The organism is Paenibacillus sp. Soil750, from assembly GCF_001428045.1.
Classification (GTDB): domain Bacteria; phylum Bacillota; class Bacilli; order Paenibacillales; family NBRC-103111; genus Paenibacillus_E; species Paenibacillus_E allorhizoplanae.
Map to the genome: position 1 here is coordinate 1 of NZ_LMSD01000042.1, position 18,487 is coordinate 18,487.

Below are 18,487 nucleotides of genomic sequence, written 5' to 3' on the forward strand. Positions count from 1 at the left end.
TTGTTGTTCCCCTATGTTCAGCAGAAAACGCGATTTATTACAGGAGTACAGCTAAATCCACGACAATCCCCATCATATTTGAAATAGATGGAAAATATGTAGTTATTTCAAACCTTTTACAGCCAAACTAGCTGATACACGGAAATTAACTACCCTTTTTCCATCTAATTGTGAATTTCAGCCGTAAATCGTGAAAATCGCTGTAGATTTTCCAGTTATCAAGGTAGCCTGTCTTTTCCAAAACGAAAAGATTGCCACACACTCAGCCTTCCTGGCTAGGGGGTCAGTGTGTGGCAATCTTTTTATGAATTTGGCACTTTTATTGGCTTTGCTTCCAAAGCATTTGAACCGCTTCTGCTCTGGTGGCATTTCCTAGCGGCCTGACAGAACCATCCTCATAGCCGCTTAATAAACCGGCCCTAGCTGCTTGCTGCATCTCTTGCCGTGCCCACTTCGAGATTACGCTTTGATCGGTAAAGGTTGGCAGCTGCGCAACAGCTCCTGCCCCGGATCCCTGGCGACCCGTGAAGGTCATTCCCCTCATCAGCATGACGGCCATCTCCTCACGAGTAATCTGCGCTTCCGGTTCGAATATTCCTTCCCCTTTACCAGTAACAATTCCCGCTTGCTGTGCTGCCGAGACCGCTCCAGCATAATACGCTGAAGCCGATACATCCTTGAATCCCGCTCCCTTATCGGACGCTGCATTCTGCTCCAATCCTAATGCCCGTACGAAAAGCGTTACAAACTCCGCCCTTGTTACCGAACGGTTAGGCACAAAACGGTCTGCACTATCCCCATTTACGACATGCGCCGCTGTTAAGCCTCTGACCGCAGGATACACCCAATGGTCTTTAGTAACGTCCATGTAATTCTTCGTATACGCCAGCAGTGAGTAGGTGCTGAAATGGTTTAGGCTAGCCGTTACCGTGTGATTGCTCGCGTCATACGTGCTTCGCACATATTCTGGAGTTCCGGTGTTCGGATTCCAGTAATAAATACCGGTAACATCCGGCTTTACCTGACCATCTTCGTTGAAAACGAGTCTAACCGGAGCAATAAATGAATTCACCAATACTTGCTGGCCATTCGCATTTACACCGTAAAGCGTCAGCTCCATTGGCCTGCTCATCGGGGTTAGACTTCCCCCCCACTGAGCTTGTGCGCTGGTTAATCCCGATGACTGTAGAGGAGTGTAGTCTCCCTCCTCTTTGATGCCAATTCGGATACTCTTGTACGTTTGTTCTTTGCCAAACAGAGCTTGCAAGACTTCCTGCGGAATGACCAGACTAACTTTGGTCGTTTCTACTTGCAACGTTTGACCGCTGAGCTTACTAAAAAGCTCAGATCCCAATTCCACTTGCTCCGTTCCAGCTGGAACAGACACCTCAACTACGCTTTTACCGGATGGCTTTAGGTCGTCTACTGACAACTTTTTAACAGTTGGATTCTGCAAATTCCCATTTGTTCCGCCACCACTCGAAGTTTGCAATGGTGCTCCTGGTTCAACCATCACACTGGATTTAACAGAAATCAGTCTGCCTATTACATCGAAGGCTTTTAATTTCAAGCTGTGGCTGCCTGGTAATAGCACCGTAGAGGCCATGATCGTTTGGCCATTTATCTGATAATTGACTGGTGTTCCATCCACTAAGAGCTCAGCCGTTCCAGTTGCGATTGGAATCTCACCTTGCACCAAATCTGCCGAGATGACAACATTCCCTGCCACAAGCTCCTCGTTATTTGCCGGAACCAGGTTGGTGATTTTACTATACAAACCTGTGTCAGGCTGGGTGTAGATGCCGACATTCCGCAGCTTAAACGAAACCTCAGTTGCTGTCCTGGAATTAACGCCGATACTGAACCTCCGAATTTGATCCGGATCCAGATGGAAATTGTCATCCGGCGTTCCAAAAGCCGCAAAATCCGCCCAAGGTAATTTGACTTGCTGCCAGCCGCCTACTGGTGTAATCCCCGTGGAGGTGAAATATCCGGCACCATTGCTTTCATAGATGAAGCTTCGTACAACCACGCCATCAATAGGAGACGGGAAATACACATCGAAGGTAACCCCTTCCGATCCAGCGAATGACACATTTTGCGGTAAAATAAAGTTAGGATAGGTCCACTTATCCCCGCTGCCAAAGAGATAGTTGAACTGGATCTCCCCAGGAGACGGTGAGGTCACCGTGGCAGTGGAACCTGCCGAAATATTCTCCCCCCACTGCGCAGGATTATCATAATCCGGTACGAGCAGGCTTGGCGTTACTGCCTTGTTTTCATTGGAAGCGATCATCGTCACCGACTTGGAGGTAGTCTCCCCGCTGAACATGCCTTGGAATACGATCGGGAACTTCACATCTGCCGCTATATCCTGGCTTCCAGTCAGGGTAAAAGTCAATGTCTCTTTGGAATACGGAGCAACCGTTACAGCTTTCGAAGGCGTCGACAAGCTCCAACCGCCATATACAGAGCCGCTGACTGTCCCACTCATAGATGTTGAGTTAAAATTGTAAACATCGACCTGAATGTCAGTTGCTGCTGTCTTATCCACGAGATAGCCCTTGGCTTTAGCCTTAGCTGCTGTAGCTTCGGGATACTTCTGCGTGATGATCATCCGATCCGCAGTCGAAAGTTCTGCAGCCTTAGGCACAGGTGTTGCATAAATGGACGTGGTCAAGCCTTGGAAATTGCCTGCAATCCGTAGATAATGCAAGTCAGGACCAGACGTCAACGCATAGCTGCCGGAAGAGGACGTCAACTGCTGTTCCTTACCCATGATATCCGTCAATAGCGCCGTGTTAGTGCCTGTAGACAAGGTTAGAGGTGTCAGTTGTTCGCTCCAATAAGCCACCACGCTGTCCGCTCCGTCCTTGAACACATAACCAGCTACTTCATTAGGCAATCCGGTCAACCTGCCTAGGTAAACGGCTTCACCAAGCGCATTGGTCATACCCGCTTCCGCATTCACAGAGGCGTAAGGCGTCCCTCGTGTAGTGAAGCTGCCCCAGTTCCCAGCTGTTTCCTGGTAATTCGGAAACACGAACCAGAAATGTTTATCTACACCCGTGGCGATAGATTGAATCGTAGAGGTGGTCAAGTAGCGTGCCTGCGTCCGCAGCTGTTCGCCGAGCAGTGTCTGTGTGCTGTCGGGGAACATTTGGGATACCCCAGCTTCCGTCACATAAATAGGTTTCGTATCCAAATCGTAACCCTGAATGAACTCTGAGTGGGCCGCGAAGGAAGGGGGCATTGGCAGTATCTTTTGACTCTCATTATCGTTACGGTGACCATGATAGTTGTAGATGTCCATATAAGGTGCAACATCGTTCTCCATCAGAAGCTCCGTGTATCCCCCCGGAGGATAGGCGATTCCCCCCAGTGCCACTCGCGTGTCAGCTCCTGAATCCCTTGCACCGATCGTCGTTGCCTTGAGAATTGCAGCATATTGATCGGCCGGCTCACTATCCGTTGTATAGCTAATATCTGGTTCATTCCAAAACTCCCAATCCGACTGGCTTCCATAACGAGCAGCGCTTGTTTTGGCCAGTTGATAGGCATCCAAGAGGTTGCGAGGCATGTTTTTGCCAGAATCCTTCGCCCATGTCGGAGCGATATGGTTCAGTTCCAGAACCCGAATGCCGTTATTCGCATAGGCGCTGTTGTAAGGATCATATTTGCTAAAATCATAGACCCCGCTAGCCGTGCTGATGGAATTCCAATGCATCCTTTCCCGCACGTAATCGACTCCAGTCAGCCGGACCGCTCGCGCATAGTTCTCAGCTTGATCGGCTGGAATCAGCGAGCCTCCCGCCACATCCAGAGCAAATGGGTTGTTTGCAGCCATATGACGCTCAGAAGTATTCATCACAACCGAGAAATATTCAATGATGGGTTTGCCGTTCTGATCTGCCTCTGCTGTTATCGTATAATGCCCCCGTTGCAGTTGCGGCAACGTAACTGTGTAGGAAGGGGCATACACATTCATCGTCACGCTATTTTGAACAACGATACTCCCGTCATAATCTTCCACCTTATAGTCAACTACGTGCCCCTTGCTGGCGGAATCGGTAAATTGGATGGAAAACTCCTTCGCATCCTGCTCTTCAAATAGGCTATTAGGAGAATTAGTTGTGATTTTGTTCAATCCCCAAGGGAGTTTGGTAAATTCCATATAATCGAAAAAAAAGAAGATGCGCCCGTCTTGGGGCCTTCCATTCGGAATGCGAATTGAGATCGTGTTGGCACCGGCATTAAGCGTCACGGGATTCAGCTTATACTTATAAAAGAGATTAGCCGGTGTATTAATTTGCCCGATTTTTGTGGCGATTGAGCTGTTTACAGGAAAATAAGCACCGTCATTAATTTTCATTTGATAAGCTGACACATGGTTCATGCCGATCGGAGCGGCCATGATCTCCAAACCATAAATGCCGGGAACAGAAACATTAACCTGATATTCGGCACTGTATCCATTTGAAATGTTCTCTCCTGTTAAACTTTTGAAATACAAAAAGTCGTTATTGCTAAACTCGGTGCTGGTTCCCTTCACTCCTGCTTTATCGCCACCCAGTGCACCAACGATCGAGGTGTAATTCTCCCCTTCGACTCTAAGCACAATTTGTTCTGGGCTTGTTGCCGTTTCACCCGCAGCGGATGGAACCGCTTGCATAAATAACGTTATAATCCATAGGAATGACAAAATTCCAGATAACCATTTTCTCAACGGATATTCCCTCCCACCAATCTCAATTACGTTCCTTACCTGGCCAATCCCACTCCTTCAAGTCTTTACTCCATGCGATTCCAATGGATGCATGTGTATCAAACAGCACACGCTCATCCTCCGGTCCGCTGCCGTGAAAAAACATCACAAAGGCCTCCACGCCTTTCACATGCCTGAGATCAAGGACAAATCCAGCTGTCAATCGGCCCCGGGCCCATTCCCACTCCTGTTGGCCCAATGTAAGTAAAGAGTCCTCCTGATGCCAATGAATCAGATCGTGCGATCTCATGATACCAATACCATTTTCGGGAGAATGAAACATGACATACTCCCCTTGGTGCCGGATAATGCACACATTCTCTCCTGCCTGTTCAGACCGGCAATAGGTCCACTGCTGAAAATCACTTGTTATCGAAATACTGACGCCATTTTGCTTGTAGAAACATAGCCATTCCCCGGGTTTGTTCGCATTTTCGATGAAATAGGGGTCAATCATCCGGCCCATATCCTCTAAGGCCACATGTTCCCCTTTGACACGAAGCAGTTCCGGAGCCGTCCAATCAACCAAGTTTTGGCTTTCCATCGTCCAGATGCGGCAATCCCCATTGCCATATTTCTCTCCATGCGGTCGTGGGTAGGATTGCAAACACATCCGCCATCTTCCGCCGGTGTAAATCACATTGCCAGGACTGGAGAAATTCAAGTGCTGATTCTTGGGGGTCAGAAGAAGCGGGTCGCTCCACTGGTACAAATCTGTGCTCCGGCTCATCGCCGTGTACAAATAGACGCGACCATCCTCTTCCGTTTCTACAAGGGTGTAGTAAATCCACCAAATGCCGTCTTGATAAAGTACGCAAGGATCCCGAAAAGCTCTGCGGTGATCCCCCTTCAAGAGAATGGGCGACGGCATTGTAGTGAAATTCATAGTTAAACTCCTGAACTCACATTGCTTGATTTCAATTCATTATATTTTTTCACTTTAGAGTCTAGTAAAGATTTGCCGCCTTTCTTCTTCCATCCATCCACATACGCATCCCAATTAGACAGTGGTTCCGCGCCTGTGATGAACTTCAGGAACATCTCAACCTCATATTTGGCGACGTCCGGTCCTAGCGTATTTTGCTCCTCCGTTGCCGGGATGCCGTAGAAGATGTCTGAAATCAAGGTATAACTTGCTGCCGCATCAATAAATCGGTTGTTTTCTACTTGAATTGGATCTTTGGTAGCCGCATTGATTTTATTCTGAATATCTACTCTGGAAACAATCTGGCTTAATGGATCCAGCCATTTTTCGTCAAATGCTTTCTGTCCTTCAGGTGTGCGTGGCTCTGTAATTGATGTATAGTGTGTACCCTTGATTCCGTAATGGTTGAGCTCCCAACCCTCATCTGTGGACATATAATCTAGGAAACGAAGGACGGCTTCCGGATTTTTGGTTTTGGCGGAAAGCGCGATCGTTGCACCTACATTACCGAAAGACAGCATGCCGCTTTTCCCTTCAGGACCTTTGATGCCTGGTGAGATAGGTTCCCATTTCACATTCGGCACAATCTCTTTCATCTTCAGCTGCTGAATGAGCGTTTGTGGAGCGATGGACCACCAGGCCGTGAAATAGCCGATTTTCCCTTGCGCCGCTTTCTGCTGCCCCTGATCAGCTTTGATGGTGAACAACTCGGGATCGATGACCTTAGCATCCCACAGTTTTTTAATATAGGCCAAGGCCTCCTTATATTCCGGAGAAATGGCAACCGGAACGATCTTGTTGTCTTTCAGATAACTATTCATTGGCACGCTGCTTGCAAACATGCCGGGAGCGATGCCATACGCTCCGAATATCGGCATAAAGGTTTCTGCGAAACTGTTCGTAAGGCCCATACCGTACGTATCATTCTTACCGTTTTTATCCGGATCATTGAACGTAAACGCTTTCAGCATCTGTTCAAATTCATCCAGATTGGTAGGCATTTTAAGATTCAGGACATCCAGCCAGTCCTTACGGAGCACCGGTACCTCCTTACCTGCCCCATTCTCATACGGAATGACAAATTGCTTGCCTTTGTGCTTCGTCAGCTCCCACAGCTCAGGCTTGAGGTTCTTCTTTAAGTTCGGCGCATATTGATCCACTAGCTTTGTAATATCCATGAATAACCCTTGATCCACATATTTCTGATAGTCAAATGCACCCAGTCGGCTCATGTCCGGGATATCACCAGAAGCAGCAAGCACATTGAACTTACTGTTAAAATCGTTATTGGGAAGCATCGTTACGTTCAACTTGACGTTGGCTTTCTTTTCGATTTCTTTGGTGGCTGCATTATCGTCTTTCCAGACCCGACCTCCATCGGGCTGTGTGAGTGAGATCGTTACTGGTGCAACAGAGGCCGTTGCGGTGGCCTTGCTGCTTTCTCCAGCGGCTGCTGGTTTACTTGGTTCCGTGCTGCTGCAAGCTGCTGTTAATGCCGTAGCCATTGAAACGGTACATAAGGATGCGATAACGCGTTTGGTTGATTGCTTTTTCATTGATTTAGTCTCCCCTTTGAATAGATAAAATGGTTTATGATAAGTCAATACTTTAGCCCTTCACAGACCCAACCATAACTCCCTGTACAAAATACTTCTGCAGGAATGGATAGACGATGATGATGGGCAAAGCAGACAGAATCACCGTAGCGGCACGAATCGTCTCTACCGGTGGCGGTAGGCTGTCTCCGTCAAGCTGCTCGAGCGAAAACGAGTACATTTTGCGCAAAATCAGCTGTAGGGTGGATAGCTTTGGATCGTTGATATAAATAATCACGTTGATATATTCATTCCAGTGACCTACACCATAGAACAAAGCCAGTGTGGCTACGATAGGAAGAGATAACGGCAGCATGATGCGAACGAGGATGCCCAGTTCTGAGCAACCGTCCAATCGGGCCGATTCGCTAAGACTAACTGGAATGCCCTGAAAGAAGTTACGCATCAGGATTAAGAGCCAGGCATTGATAGCAAATGGCACCATCAGTGCCCACACGGAGTCTACCAAATGCAGCGATCGAACAACCAGATAGGTGGGGATCAATCCGCCATTGAACAACATCGCAATGACCACAATGGTCATCAATGCGTTACGCCCCGGCAACTCTCGGTTAGAGAGCACATAAGCGCCAAGGGAAGTCATGATCAGATTGATCAGCGTCCCGACAACCGTAATAAAGATCGTAACCCCATAAGCGTCGAGCAGTCCTGAATGTCGAAGCACATAGCGATAACTGTCCCAATGAATCGAGCGCGGATAGAGCAGGAGTCCTCCTTGCTTCACGTAATCCTTCATGTCAGCGAACGATACGATAAGTACATTTAGAAATGGATACAGGGTGCTCACGCAGAGCAGCGCCAGAAAGAGCCAGATGATATAATCCACGATTCCCGGCTTGGACAAGGACTTAGACTTTCCTCCGTTCACCATATCGCCCCCTCCTCGTCGATTTTCTTGGATACATAGTTGGCAACTAATACGAGAACGAGCGCGATCGCTGAACGGAACAGACCTACGGCAGTTGCGTAGCTGTAGTTATTCGTATTAAGTAGCCCGATGCGGTACACATAGTAGTCGATAACCTCAGCCACTGGAGCTACTTGAGGATTGATCATAACCAATGTTTGTTCGAAGCTTACACTGAGAATGCCGCCCAAACTCAGCACAAACATAATGCTGATAACGCTTCTGATACTTGGCAGGGTGACATGCCACAATCGCTGCCATCGGTTCGCACCGTCAATGGCCGAAGCTTCAATCATATCGGGGTCAACCCTCGTTAACGCCGCCAAAAAGATAATAGCGCTCCATCCAATTTCCTTCCATATTGCGCTGCCTACAAACATCATCCGGTAATATTCTGTGGATGACAGAAATTCAAATGTATGACCAACGGACGATTTGAGCAGCAGATTGATCAGACCGCTTTCCGAGAAGAAGTTGTACAAGAGCGCGTACACCACGACCCAAGATACAAAGTGCGGTAAATAGGAGACCGTTTGAAAAAAACGCTTCCATTTCGTAAATCGCATTTCGTGAACCAGCAGTGCGAATAGAATAGGTGCTGGAAATCCTAATAAAATGCGGTAAAAAGCTAGAAGCAGTGTATTACGGAAGATGACCCAGAAATCGCCGTTCTCAATGAATCTTCTAAAATGTGCGAGTCCTGCCCACCGGCTCCCGAAGATGCCATCCATAAACGTGTAGTGCTTGAAAGCGATCACTACGCCGGTCATCGGTGCATAATGGAAGATGGCATAATAGGCAAGTACCGGCAAGAATAAAAGGTAAAGCGGAATGAAGCGCTTCATCCTGTTCCAGGTTTTGTGCCGTTTGGCCGCAGCCGTAGGCTCCCGGATCAGCTTCTGGGGCATGGCGTGATTCGTTGCAGGTTTCATCTTGTTATTCCCCTTTCCAATATGTAGCTAGGCGTCTAAAACTCATTTAACGAAATCATGTAAGCGATTGCGTTTTTATAATTCCCTGCTGTGAACCCATTGTTACACGAGTATCCCGGTCAAATATAGAAATCAAATTGCTTTTTTGTGGTGTTATCGCCGATTCAGCAGTTCGGATAAAAAAAAGCAGTAGGTTTGGACAATAAAAAGATTGCCACTCATCCCTGCCTTCCTGGCAAGGTGATTGGCAATCTTTTTGATCAATGTGACTTGGGCAAATTCACATCATTTATCCCAGTAATATATCCGTATAATAATAGTAAGGACCCGGTGATGTTGTATCGAGAAGGGCCACCGGCAAGATATACACCTCAAGCGGTGAGCCATCGCCTATGGCCTCAACTTCCACAAGATGACTTCCAGCTGCTAGAGTTAACTCCACATACTGTTGATCAGGGGCACGGTGATACGCTGGCATGAACTCCAGCGTTTCTTTGCATGAAATCACCGTCTTACCATTCAACTTCAGCGTTACAGGACTATTCGCTGCTGCAATAAGTCTCAGCTTGCGCTCAATCGGATTAGTAAGCCTTGTTTGCGCCTTATACATGCCTTCTACTTCGACTTTCTCCCACTGTACGCTATTCCCTGGGAAATAGATCACTTCTCCTTCGCTATCTTCGGGACCCCAGACGATCCATCTGGAGGAGTTGACCATGGTAAATGGTACTTTTTGAATCGACCATATCGCATGGTCATGGATTCGAGTCCAACTAAACGTTAACTCATGACTTACTGCTGCAATCGGTCCAGCTTGGATTTCCGTATCCCACTTGAAGGATTCATCTGGTTGCAAACTAATCTTAACCGTTGTTGGTCCATGCCAACCTGAAGGTAGCTCTAATGCTATATCTCCATCGATCCGGGTCAATGAGCGATTCGTCAGCGTGAACTGCAGTACCTTGCTATGTCCTGGACCAATAGCTGGACCATCTGGTCCGAAATCGATGATTAATTCTGCGTCCGGGCATCTTTTCGTACCCAGAGGCAGCAAGTAATGATTCGATGTTACTTTTCTCTCCCAAAGTTCCCTTATGGCTTCATCCGCTTCTCCCACTGCCAGCGATTGTTTCCAAGAAGTAGGAAACTCAGGATGCACCAAAATCCCAGTATCCCAAGCTGCGAGAATCTGTTTGCCCATACGGATTGTACGACGAGTTAATTCGTCCAAATTCTTAGGCGCTGGGAATCCCTTGATTGGGGGGCTGACAACGATGCGGTCACCTACCGGTTTTACCCATTTAGCAGGCAAGCCTTCCGGTCCTACTAGCATACCCAATATTGCACCCAGCGTTGCTGCGGTACAATCTGTATCGTAACCACAATTGACGGCTTTCAAAATCGCGTCTTCAAAATCTTCCCCATACAACCATCCAAGGATAGTAAAGGCAATATTTTGAGGAGCATCGGTAAAATTATCGCTGCCATGGTGCTCCAGAATGAGTAAGCGCGTTTCTATCCAGCTTTTCCCTTCCTGATGCCACCGAAGCAGATCTTTCAAGGCCTTGGAAGTACGACTATTCTCAGGGATATACTTCATTCCAATCTCGATCAATCGATCCCTGTCTTTCTCAAAGAATATGGCGCTTTCCAACGCAGCGAAAAACATTTCACCATAAACCCCTTCGCCGCCAGCATGATCTACAATCGCATCCTGATACGCATAATGAGCAGCGATTTCCGGGGCACCTGGAGCTGCCATCGCCCATATTTCGGAACGAATAGGTGAGCCCATACAGTCATTGAATGGATTGTTGAACCAACCAGCAATCGGTGGAAGTAAACCTCTTCTTAAATTCGTCAGCGCATAGCCATATTCATCAAACGGGAAAAAGACATGCTCTAACCATTCCTGTCCAAGCTCAGTTGCGGTCAATCCCGGACCATACTGCTCCAAAGCGTGCAACCACACCAATTGCAGGTCCAAATCATCATTCTCTAGTGGACCGTCTGGCAGCTCTGGATAAAAGCTCAATTCAAGCAGCTCCTTCTTGCCTTCGACCGGCGCCCCAAGCGTTCCTCCGATATTTTTCCCTAGCCATCCCCCATATACGATACGATAGTAATCTTGTTCATTTAAAATACTGATAGGCATGTGGAAACCTCCGTTGTTTGATATAATGGATATTGAATTCAGTATAAAAGCGGTTCCATTATAGTGCCATGTACATAGTTTTGTTCTAAAAAGAAAAAACATCAGGAGATGTCATGCCATGCACTACTCTCTTTCTCGATTATCCACATTGGATGTCAAATGGGCTGATCTTTTCGATGCCAATAACCCCCATTTCTTCGGTCAGCATCATAATCCCTTTTATGAGCTTATCGTCATTGCCGACGGAACGGTGCATTTGCAGACTGCAGATGAACGCATGATCTTACACGCCGGGGAGTCGCTTCTTTTGAAACCTTGGGAAACGCATACCGGTTGGAATCCCCAAGAACGACAAGGGCAATTTTTCTGGGTACAATTTTCCTGCAATCCTACCCTTAATGAATTCGTGCTGGATCGAGCCACTGAGCTTAATATTGTCCATGCCGAACGAACCGAGCTTAGAACCACGGAAAACCTGCATGAAGATTTGCTTGTTATCCCACGTCAGTTTCGTTCTTTGCAACGTTATAAATTGCTCGGCTTGTTTGAAGAGCTAGTCGAGACAATGAAACAACCGACGGGTTATTTTCGTTTTCATGCCACCTTATTACTTGGTGAAATCCTTCGTCTTATGGCCAATGATTTTTTGAAGCAAAGCCAATTGGACACCGCTTTCTCCGCTTCCTACCTTACTTTTCGCAATCTAGTCAATTACTTGAATAATTTTTACGATTCGGACATTTCCAAAGAGACATTAGAACGATTGATGGATCGCAAATATGAATATCTCTGTCAGGTGTTCAAAAAGTATGCCGGAACGAACATCCACAATTATATCCACCAACTCAAAACCCAACGCGCCAAACATCTGCTGCGCACTACAGATAAAAGTGTTCAGGAAATTGCCAGTGAAGTGGGATATCCGGATCCTTTTTACTTCAGCCGTATGTTCAAAAGGATCGAAGGTGTCGCTCCTCTGCATTATCGGAATAAAGAGCCGATGGGGTAGGCAGTCAACTGACAAGATGCCGTCCTTATTCGAAAAGTGCAGGATAATTGCATCTGACAGGGAAATAGATATGAGGTACATCTGAACCATGTGCGAAATGGAGGAATTTCAATGGAAGATGGTGAGCTTGAAACCATCGTGAATGACACGATCATTGCAACTGGTTTGGATATTGACGATGATGAAGACGACTTGGAGCATCATGAACCTTTTAACCGTGGAACGCGTCATGTTGTTAGATAAATAGTAGAACCAAAAAACTCATCTGCTATATGTAGCAAATGAGTTTTTTGGCTCTAACATAAAAATAACAACCAAGATCTGCGATTCCAGCCTTTCTCTACTTATGTATATATATAACAAGACACTACTTACCGCCCCTGTTGCTCGATTCTTTTAAGCCTTTGATCCAACCTTTCCAGCAGGACCTTGATCTCCATATTTTCCTGCTCCGCATGATAATTAATAGCGAAGTCAAGGATCGCCTCCTGCTTATCTTTGGAAGCTTGTCGATTCTGACTCATGAGAATGACGGGAGCTTGAAAGGCTGAAATACAAGAAAGGATAAGATTAAGCAGGATGAACGGGGGTTTATCGAAGGCGAAGCTCATGAAATTAATCGACATCCAAATGACTAAAAACAAACTGAAAAGCAAGATAAACGCCCAACTTCCACCAAACGTTGCAATGCCATCAGCAAGCCGATCAGCCCAGGAAGTCTTCTTCTCCTGTTGCTCAATTAAATGGGACTTAATGTTCCCTTTATACGCATTTACGATGGAGGCTATGCGTTCTAATTGGTCATTGTCCAATTTAAAGTTAGGATCATTATCTAATTCATGAAACAACTGCTCCGATGTGAAATCACCTGTGGCTTGAGCCCCTTCCGTCTCTTTTCCTATCTCTTTTTCCATTTTCGTGTCCCTTCTTCCCTAAGCCAATCTTACTGCAATGTAGCGAGAAGCTTGTCATCAAACTCCTTGTCGGATTCCGGATAAGTTAATTCCATGCTTTCTAACGCTGCTACGGCAATTTGCAGAACTGCCCAGTCCCGATACCAGCGATGGTTGGCAGGGACAATATACCAAGGCGCTGACTCCGAACTGCAGTGTTTAATTACATCCTCATAAGCTGCTTGATATTCGTCCCAAGATTCACGTTCAACGAGGTCATTCTTATCGAATTTCCATCGCTTTGTTGGATCCTTGAGTCGATTTCTAAGCTTGGCTAGTTGGAAATCTTGCGATATATGCAAGAAAATCTTTACTATTTTTACACCACTGCTCTCCAGCAGTTTCTCAAAATGTTTGATATGTTTGAACCGTTGTTTGGTTTCCGAATCGTCGATTGATTGATGTACACGGGTAATCAGTACATCTTCATAGTAAGACCGAACGAAAGCTCCTATCATGCCTTTGGCAGGCGTCGCCTTATGTGCACGCCACAAAAAATCATGGGATGCCTCTTCTTCTGTTGGCGTTCGGTAACTCGTTACTTGGAACCCCTGCGGATGCAAGCATCCGAGCGCCTGCTTCACGACACCATCTTTCCCACTGCAATCCATGCCTTGAATGATGAACAGAACAGAACGCTGCTTTTCTGCATAAAGCATATTTTGAAGATCTTGCAATCGTTCCTTCAAACGTGCCATATTCGGCTCTATTTCTTCTCTGTCATGATGAGCATTCGTATCATTGGGATCTAAGCTCGATAAATGTACTTTTTTACCAGATTCCCATCGAAAATGGCTATTAGGCATACTTGACCTCCTCTACCTTGATGTCATTGGCTGATATCAACCATTTTTTCTGCCACAATGGGGTGTGCGAACTCGCCGCGTAAGACAGCTCCTTGTTCCACCACAACTTGTTTGTCCAAAATAACATGATCCAAATAGGCGTTCGCTTCGATCGCGCACTGATGCATCACGATACTATTCTTGATGCTAACGCCTCGATTCACCTTCACACCGGGAAACAAAATACTATTCTCCACATAGCCTTCAATGCTGCAGCCATGAGCGATGAATGAGTTACGAATCAACGCTTGGTCATGATATGCCGTTTCCAGTTCTTCTTCCTGCCTTGTATAGACAGATTCATGGTTAATCATAAATTCATGCCATCCATGCGGTTGCAGAAGGTGCATACTATGGGCATAGTAACTATCGATCGAATCCATAATTGCCACATATCCATGATTGGCATAACCTTGAACATGAATATCGGCTAAGTGGTTCCATATGACTTCTTTCAGATACCTCTCACTGCCAGCATCATACTTTGCTCGATCAGCTCAATGAGCAGACTTCGTTTGATAACCATCGTATCCAAATCGATATTTTGCGGTTTTAAGCTTGGTAACGCATGGTACGTTGGCGTAACCCGGACGACTCTGCCCTGATCGCTCATTTCCAAGTTATAGGCATGACCAATATGCGCATGGCGATCCATCTCCATTAAATGCTTGTAGAGAATCGTAATATCAGCATCGTTGCCCAGATGGTAATCGATCATATTTTCAAAATTCATATGGTAAATCACACTGCTTGGAGCAAGCAACATATATGTTTCGGTGCAATTTTTCAATACATCAAGATGACTGTATAGATGAAATAGATCTCCACGCACATCCTTAGCGAGATAACTAGGAGGGAGCACCGTTACACCGCCTTCAGCGGTCGTATCTAAGCCCCAATGATGCCCGTCACCCACATGTTCGAGCAAGGAGTCCGCTTTGTCATTTGCCAATAGCATAACCCTCTGAATACCCGAATTACTCATATTAGAGAGTGCAAAGTCAACCATCCGATAACGACCAGCAAAAGGCACGGCACCTACACATCGATTGCGTGTAAGTGTAGATAAGTCATCTTGTTCATTCATCAAATTGATCATCCCAAGAACATCCTTCATCGTACACTCCTCCTTGTCTTGGATTACCCAAAGTATACCTGATTGGTCAGCTTGGCCGGAATAACAGCTGGATATTGGCGTCTTACCGTTGTTCTCTCAGCAATTGTCGTAATCTCTAACGCGTCTAACTGACCTACAACAGCTCCATCTTTAATAATAGCGCCCTCTCCGATAATCGCATTACTGATGAGTGCGTTTTTACCAATTTGCACACCTGGCATGATGACGCTATTGAGTACTCTGCTATTTTCTCCAACCCGAACATTATCGAATACCACGGAGTGACTGACATTTCCATAGATCGTCGAGCCATCCCCGATAACTGCATTATTTACTCTGGCCGTCAAGGCAACGTGAGTCTTCGAGAGATTCTTTGTTTTGGTCAATACAGGCCACGTTTCCTGTTCCAATTGCAACTTCGGCGTATATCCCAGTAAATCCATATGGGATTCCCATAGGCTTTGAATCGTGCCCACATCTTTCCAATATCCGTCAAACGGAAACGCTGATAAATGGGCACCTCCAGCTAGTAGTCTCGGAATGATATTGTGTCCAAAATCATGGTCAGAAGCTTGATCTTTCGCATCTTGTTCCAAAGATGATCGAAGAACATCCCAATTGAACAAATACACACCCATGGAAGCGAGATTACTACCCGGCTTCAGTGGTTTCTCTTCAAAAGCTGTGACCCGATCGTTTTCATCGGTGCTCATAATGCCAAACCGACTTGCTTCCTCCCATTTCACAGGTGTCACGGATATGGTAACATCCGCACCAGATGCCTTGTGATGCTCGATCATGGCGCGGTAGTCCATGCTGTAGATATGGTCGCTGGAAATAATTAAGACATAGCTTGGATTCTGTTCCCGGAGGAAAGCCAAATTCTGATAAATAGCATCCGCTGTCCCCGAGTAAGCATTGGGCGCGCCAACTTGTCTTTCAAATAGAGAGATACCCCCTCTATCACTCTTCATCCCCCATGCTTCCCCGCTTCCGATATGAGCATTCAGAACAGCGGGTTTGTACTGCGTCAATACACCCACCGTGTCAATGCCCGAATGATGGCAATTGCTTAAAGAAAAGTCAATGATTCTATATTTCCCACCAAAATGGACAGCTGGCTTTGCAATATTTTTCGTTAACGGACTAAGTCTACTGCCCTCACCACCTGCTAATAGCATAGCTACGCATTCCTGTTTCTTCACCTTAATCTCATCCTTCCGTAGGCATATATTTGAGGATAACCGCTGCAAGTGGCGGTATATGAACTGAAATACTTTGAGGATAACCCTGACAAGACCATTCCTCGGTTTCCAAACTATGGTCATTCGTTATTCCTGAACCGCCAAATTCCAACTTATCGCTGTTAAAAACCTCCTGATAGCGCCCAGGATCCATAACCCCAAGGCGATATCCCTCATGCGTTTCAGGCTTGAAATTGCTTATGATAATTAGCTGCTCATTGTTCGTCTTCGAATTTCGCAAGAGCGTCACCAGACCATCCTCTTTATCATCCGCAACTAATGAGGTAAAGCCGTTTGACTCGAAATCCAGTTCCCACAATGCTTTTTCTGTTATGTAAAAATGATTCATCTGTTTCACAAATTCCGCAAATTGCTGATGCTCTTCATTCCTGAGCAATCCCCATGCCAAGGAATCCTCTGAATTCCAATCGTCCATTTGGCCGAATTCAGTGCCCATAAAAAGCAGCTTTTTACCCGGATGTCCCATCATATACGTATAAAGCACACGCAGATTGGCGAAACGCTGCCAATTATCTTCCCCAGACATTTTACCTAACAAGGATTTGCTCGGATAATTCATCTCGTCATGAGAATAAGGCAAGACATAATTCTCATCCCTTGTCCCCAACAGTGACCGCGTTAACCGATCTTCCTGTCCGCCGCGTTCGCTTTGATTTTTCTTCATATATTCCAGCGTATCGGAGGTAAAAGCTAAATTCCATTTGTAATTAAACCCTAGTCCACCATACTCAACCGGAGTAGTGACACCCTGATATGCGCTAGAGTCTTCTGCAATCATGAGCACGTTAGGATACCTGGCAAATACGACCGCATTTAATTTTTGTAGAAACGCAATCCCTTCCAGATTCTCCTCTCCACCCTGTTCGTTTCGAATGTATTCCTCTTCTGGCCGATTAAAATTCAGCGTTAGCAGACTATAAACGGCATCGACTCTTAGTCCATCGACATGATACATATCCATCCAAAAGAGAGCATTCGAAATTAAATAGCTAATGACTTCCGGCTTCCCATAATCGAAAATATACGTCCCCCACGTCGGATTCTCACCTTTGCGACTATCCTCATATTCATAGAGGGGAGAGCCATCAAAGCGAGATAAGCCATGCGCATCTTTGCAAAAATGAGCAGGGACCCAATCCATAATCACGCCGATTCCTTTTTGATGACAACGATCCACAAAATACATAAAGTCTTTCGGTGATCCATAACGGCTTGTCACCGAATAATAGCTGGTTACCTGATATCCCCATGATGAATCAAGCGGGTGTTCGGCTAAGGGCATGAGCTCAATATGGGTATACCCCCGCTCGTGAACGTAATCCACAAGTTCATCTGCTAATTCCACATAACTATAAAATCCGCCATCCTCCTTGCGCTTCCAACTGCCCAAATGCACTTCATAAATGAGAAGCGGCTGTTGCAAGTGTTGATTCGACGTGTTATTCGCCAACCAGTCTTCATCCTGCCATTCATAATTATCAAGCGAAGCAATAATGGAAGCGGTTTCCGGTCGAAACTCCGTTTGAAACGCATACGGGTCCGCCTTCAGATAACGATCCCCATCCAGCGTAACGATTTCATATTTATATAAAGTGCCTTCTTCCAGCTCGGGTATGAACAGTGTCCAAATACCTTCCTGCATGGACATAGCATGATGAGTGCCATCCCAACCATTAAAACTTCCGGATACGTTCACCTGCTTGGCATTCGGTGCCCACACAGCGAAGTTGACTCCTTTGCAGCCATCGCGTTCTTCCAAATGTGCTCCAAGAAATTGATAGCTTTGATACTGTGTGCCCTCATGCAGCAAATAGAGCGCATCCGTGTTTGATTTCGAGGCGATCATTGTCATGCACTTTCCTCCCCTGTGTTGTTGAATTTAATGCTAATTACACGCATATGGATAGATTGAAACAACGAACCTATAACTTTTTGCAGCACAAAAAAACACGATGCCATTTTGGCTCGTGTTTTTTGAACAGTAAATTTATATAGCGC

The 18,487-nt window shown here is 46.1% G+C and carries 14 protein-coding genes; 2 read left to right on the forward strand and 12 right to left on the reverse strand.

Going from position 1 to position 18,487, the window contains the following annotated elements; genetic code table 11:
• Positions 1-319: 319 nt before the first annotated feature.
• The 6 genes from ASL11_RS31020 to ASL11_RS31045 form a co-directional block, all read right to left on the reverse strand.
• Entirely contained in the window at positions 320-4,726 is a 4,407-nt protein-coding gene (locus ASL11_RS31020) for an S-layer homology domain-containing protein (protein ID WP_056623653.1), read from the reverse strand.
• A 22-nt stretch (positions 4,727-4,748) separates the two neighbouring features.
• The gene (locus tag ASL11_RS31025) at positions 4,749-5,651 is read right to left on the reverse strand and encodes a hypothetical protein (RefSeq protein WP_056623656.1); all 903 of its coding nucleotides are present in this window, start codon (positions 5,649-5,651) and stop codon (positions 4,749-4,751) included.
• 2 nt (positions 5,652-5,653) lie between these two features.
• Positions 5,654-7,246 (reverse strand): extracellular solute-binding protein, encoded by a 1,593-nt coding sequence (locus ASL11_RS31030; RefSeq protein ID WP_056623658.1) that lies wholly within the window; start codon positions 7,244-7,246, stop codon positions 5,654-5,656.
• A gap of 52 nt (positions 7,247-7,298) precedes the next feature.
• Positions 7,299-8,177, reverse strand: coding sequence for a carbohydrate ABC transporter permease (locus tag ASL11_RS31035; protein ID WP_056623661.1), 879 nt, complete (start codon positions 8,175-8,177; stop codon positions 7,299-7,301).
• Entirely contained in the window at positions 8,171-9,145 is a 975-nt protein-coding gene (locus ASL11_RS31040) for an ABC transporter permease (RefSeq protein ID WP_056623664.1), read from the reverse strand. The genes ASL11_RS31035 and ASL11_RS31040 overlap by 7 nt, the downstream gene beginning before the upstream one ends.
• A gap of 289 nt (positions 9,146-9,434) precedes the next feature.
• Positions 9,435-11,300: an ADP-ribosylglycohydrolase family protein gene (locus ASL11_RS31045; protein WP_056623667.1), complete on the reverse strand. Its 1,866-nt coding sequence runs from the start codon at positions 11,298-11,300 to the stop codon at positions 9,435-9,437.
• 118 nt (positions 11,301-11,418) lie between these two features.
• On the opposite strand from ASL11_RS31045, the gene ASL11_RS31050 reads away from it, so the two are divergent.
• Together ASL11_RS31050 and ASL11_RS37930 are read left to right on the forward strand one after the other, a co-directional pair.
• A complete protein-coding gene (locus ASL11_RS31050) occupies positions 11,419-12,309 on the forward strand; it encodes an AraC family transcriptional regulator (protein WP_056623669.1) in 891 nt (296 codons plus the stop codon).
• A 111-nt stretch (positions 12,310-12,420) separates the two neighbouring features.
• Positions 12,421-12,552, forward strand: a complete 132-nt coding sequence (locus ASL11_RS37930; protein WP_268796257.1) for a hypothetical protein — start codon at positions 12,421-12,423, stop codon at positions 12,550-12,552.
• A gap of 128 nt (positions 12,553-12,680) precedes the next feature.
• Here ASL11_RS37930 and ASL11_RS31055 read toward each other — a convergent pair whose 3' ends face one another.
• The 6 genes from ASL11_RS31055 to glgB all read right to left on the reverse strand — a co-directional run bounded on the left by ASL11_RS31055 (position 12,681) and on the right by glgB (position 18,341).
• Positions 12,681-13,223, reverse strand: a complete 543-nt coding sequence (locus ASL11_RS31055; protein WP_082596014.1) for a DUF1003 domain-containing protein — start codon at positions 13,221-13,223, stop codon at positions 12,681-12,683.
• 29 nt (positions 13,224-13,252) lie between these two features.
• On the reverse strand, positions 13,253-14,068 hold the full coding sequence (locus ASL11_RS31060) for a PPK2 family polyphosphate kinase (protein WP_056623672.1): 816 nt from the start codon (positions 14,066-14,068) through the stop codon (positions 13,253-13,255).
• A gap of 23 nt (positions 14,069-14,091) precedes the next feature.
• Positions 14,092-14,421 carry a hypothetical protein gene (locus ASL11_RS31065; RefSeq protein WP_157257117.1) on the reverse strand — a complete coding sequence of 110 codons (330 nt, stop codon included), beginning with the start codon at positions 14,419-14,421 and terminating at the stop codon, positions 14,092-14,094.
• A gap of 140 nt (positions 14,422-14,561) precedes the next feature.
• Positions 14,562-15,224: a sugar phosphate nucleotidyltransferase gene (locus ASL11_RS31070; protein ID WP_056623679.1), complete on the reverse strand. Its 663-nt coding sequence runs from the start codon at positions 15,222-15,224 to the stop codon at positions 14,562-14,564.
• 23 nt (positions 15,225-15,247) lie between these two features.
• Positions 15,248-16,429 (reverse strand): glucose-1-phosphate adenylyltransferase, encoded by a 1,182-nt coding sequence (locus ASL11_RS31075; RefSeq protein WP_082596015.1) that lies wholly within the window; start codon positions 16,427-16,429, stop codon positions 15,248-15,250.
• 7 nt (positions 16,430-16,436) lie between these two features.
• Positions 16,437-18,341, reverse strand: a complete 1,905-nt coding sequence (gene glgB, locus ASL11_RS31080) for a 1,4-alpha-glucan branching protein GlgB (protein ID WP_056623682.1) — start codon at positions 18,339-18,341, stop codon at positions 16,437-16,439.
• Positions 18,342-18,487: the final 146 nt, after the last annotated feature.

Bases quoted from the DNA above. Each gene is read 5' to 3' on its own strand.
- ASL11_RS31025 (WP_056623656.1), bottom strand. From the start codon at position 5,651: ATGAATTTCACTACAATGCCGTCGCCCATTCTCTTGAAGGGGGATCAC.
- ASL11_RS31030 (WP_056623658.1), bottom strand. From the start codon at position 7,246: ATGAAAAAGCAATCAACCAAACGCGTTATCGCATCCTTATGTACCGTT.
- ASL11_RS31035 (WP_056623661.1), bottom strand. From the start codon at position 8,177: ATGGTGAACGGAGGAAAGTCTAAGTCCTTGTCCAAGCCGGGAATCGTG.
- ASL11_RS31040 (WP_056623664.1), bottom strand. From the start codon at position 9,145: ATGAAACCTGCAACGAATCACGCCATGCCCCAGAAGCTGATCCGGGAG.
- ASL11_RS31045 (WP_056623667.1), bottom strand. From the start codon at position 11,300: ATGCCTATCAGTATTTTAAATGAACAAGATTACTATCGTATCGTATAT.
- ASL11_RS31050 (WP_056623669.1), top strand. From the start codon at position 11,419: ATGCACTACTCTCTTTCTCGATTATCCACATTGGATGTCAAATGGGCT.
- ASL11_RS37930 (WP_268796257.1), top strand. From the start codon at position 12,421: ATGGAAGATGGTGAGCTTGAAACCATCGTGAATGACACGATCATTGCA.
- ASL11_RS31055 (WP_082596014.1), bottom strand. From the start codon at position 13,223: ATGGAAAAAGAGATAGGAAAAGAGACGGAAGGGGCTCAAGCCACAGGT.
- ASL11_RS31060 (WP_056623672.1), bottom strand. From the start codon at position 14,068: ATGCCTAATAGCCATTTTCGATGGGAATCTGGTAAAAAAGTACATTTA.
- ASL11_RS31065 (WP_157257117.1), bottom strand. From the start codon at position 14,421: ATGATTAACCATGAATCTGTCTATACAAGGCAGGAAGAAGAACTGGAA.
- ASL11_RS31070 (WP_056623679.1), bottom strand. From the start codon at position 15,224: ATGAAGGATGTTCTTGGGATGATCAATTTGATGAATGAACAAGATGAC.
- glgB (WP_056623682.1), bottom strand. From the start codon at position 18,341: ATGACAATGATCGCCTCGAAATCAAACACGGATGCGCTCTATTTGCTG.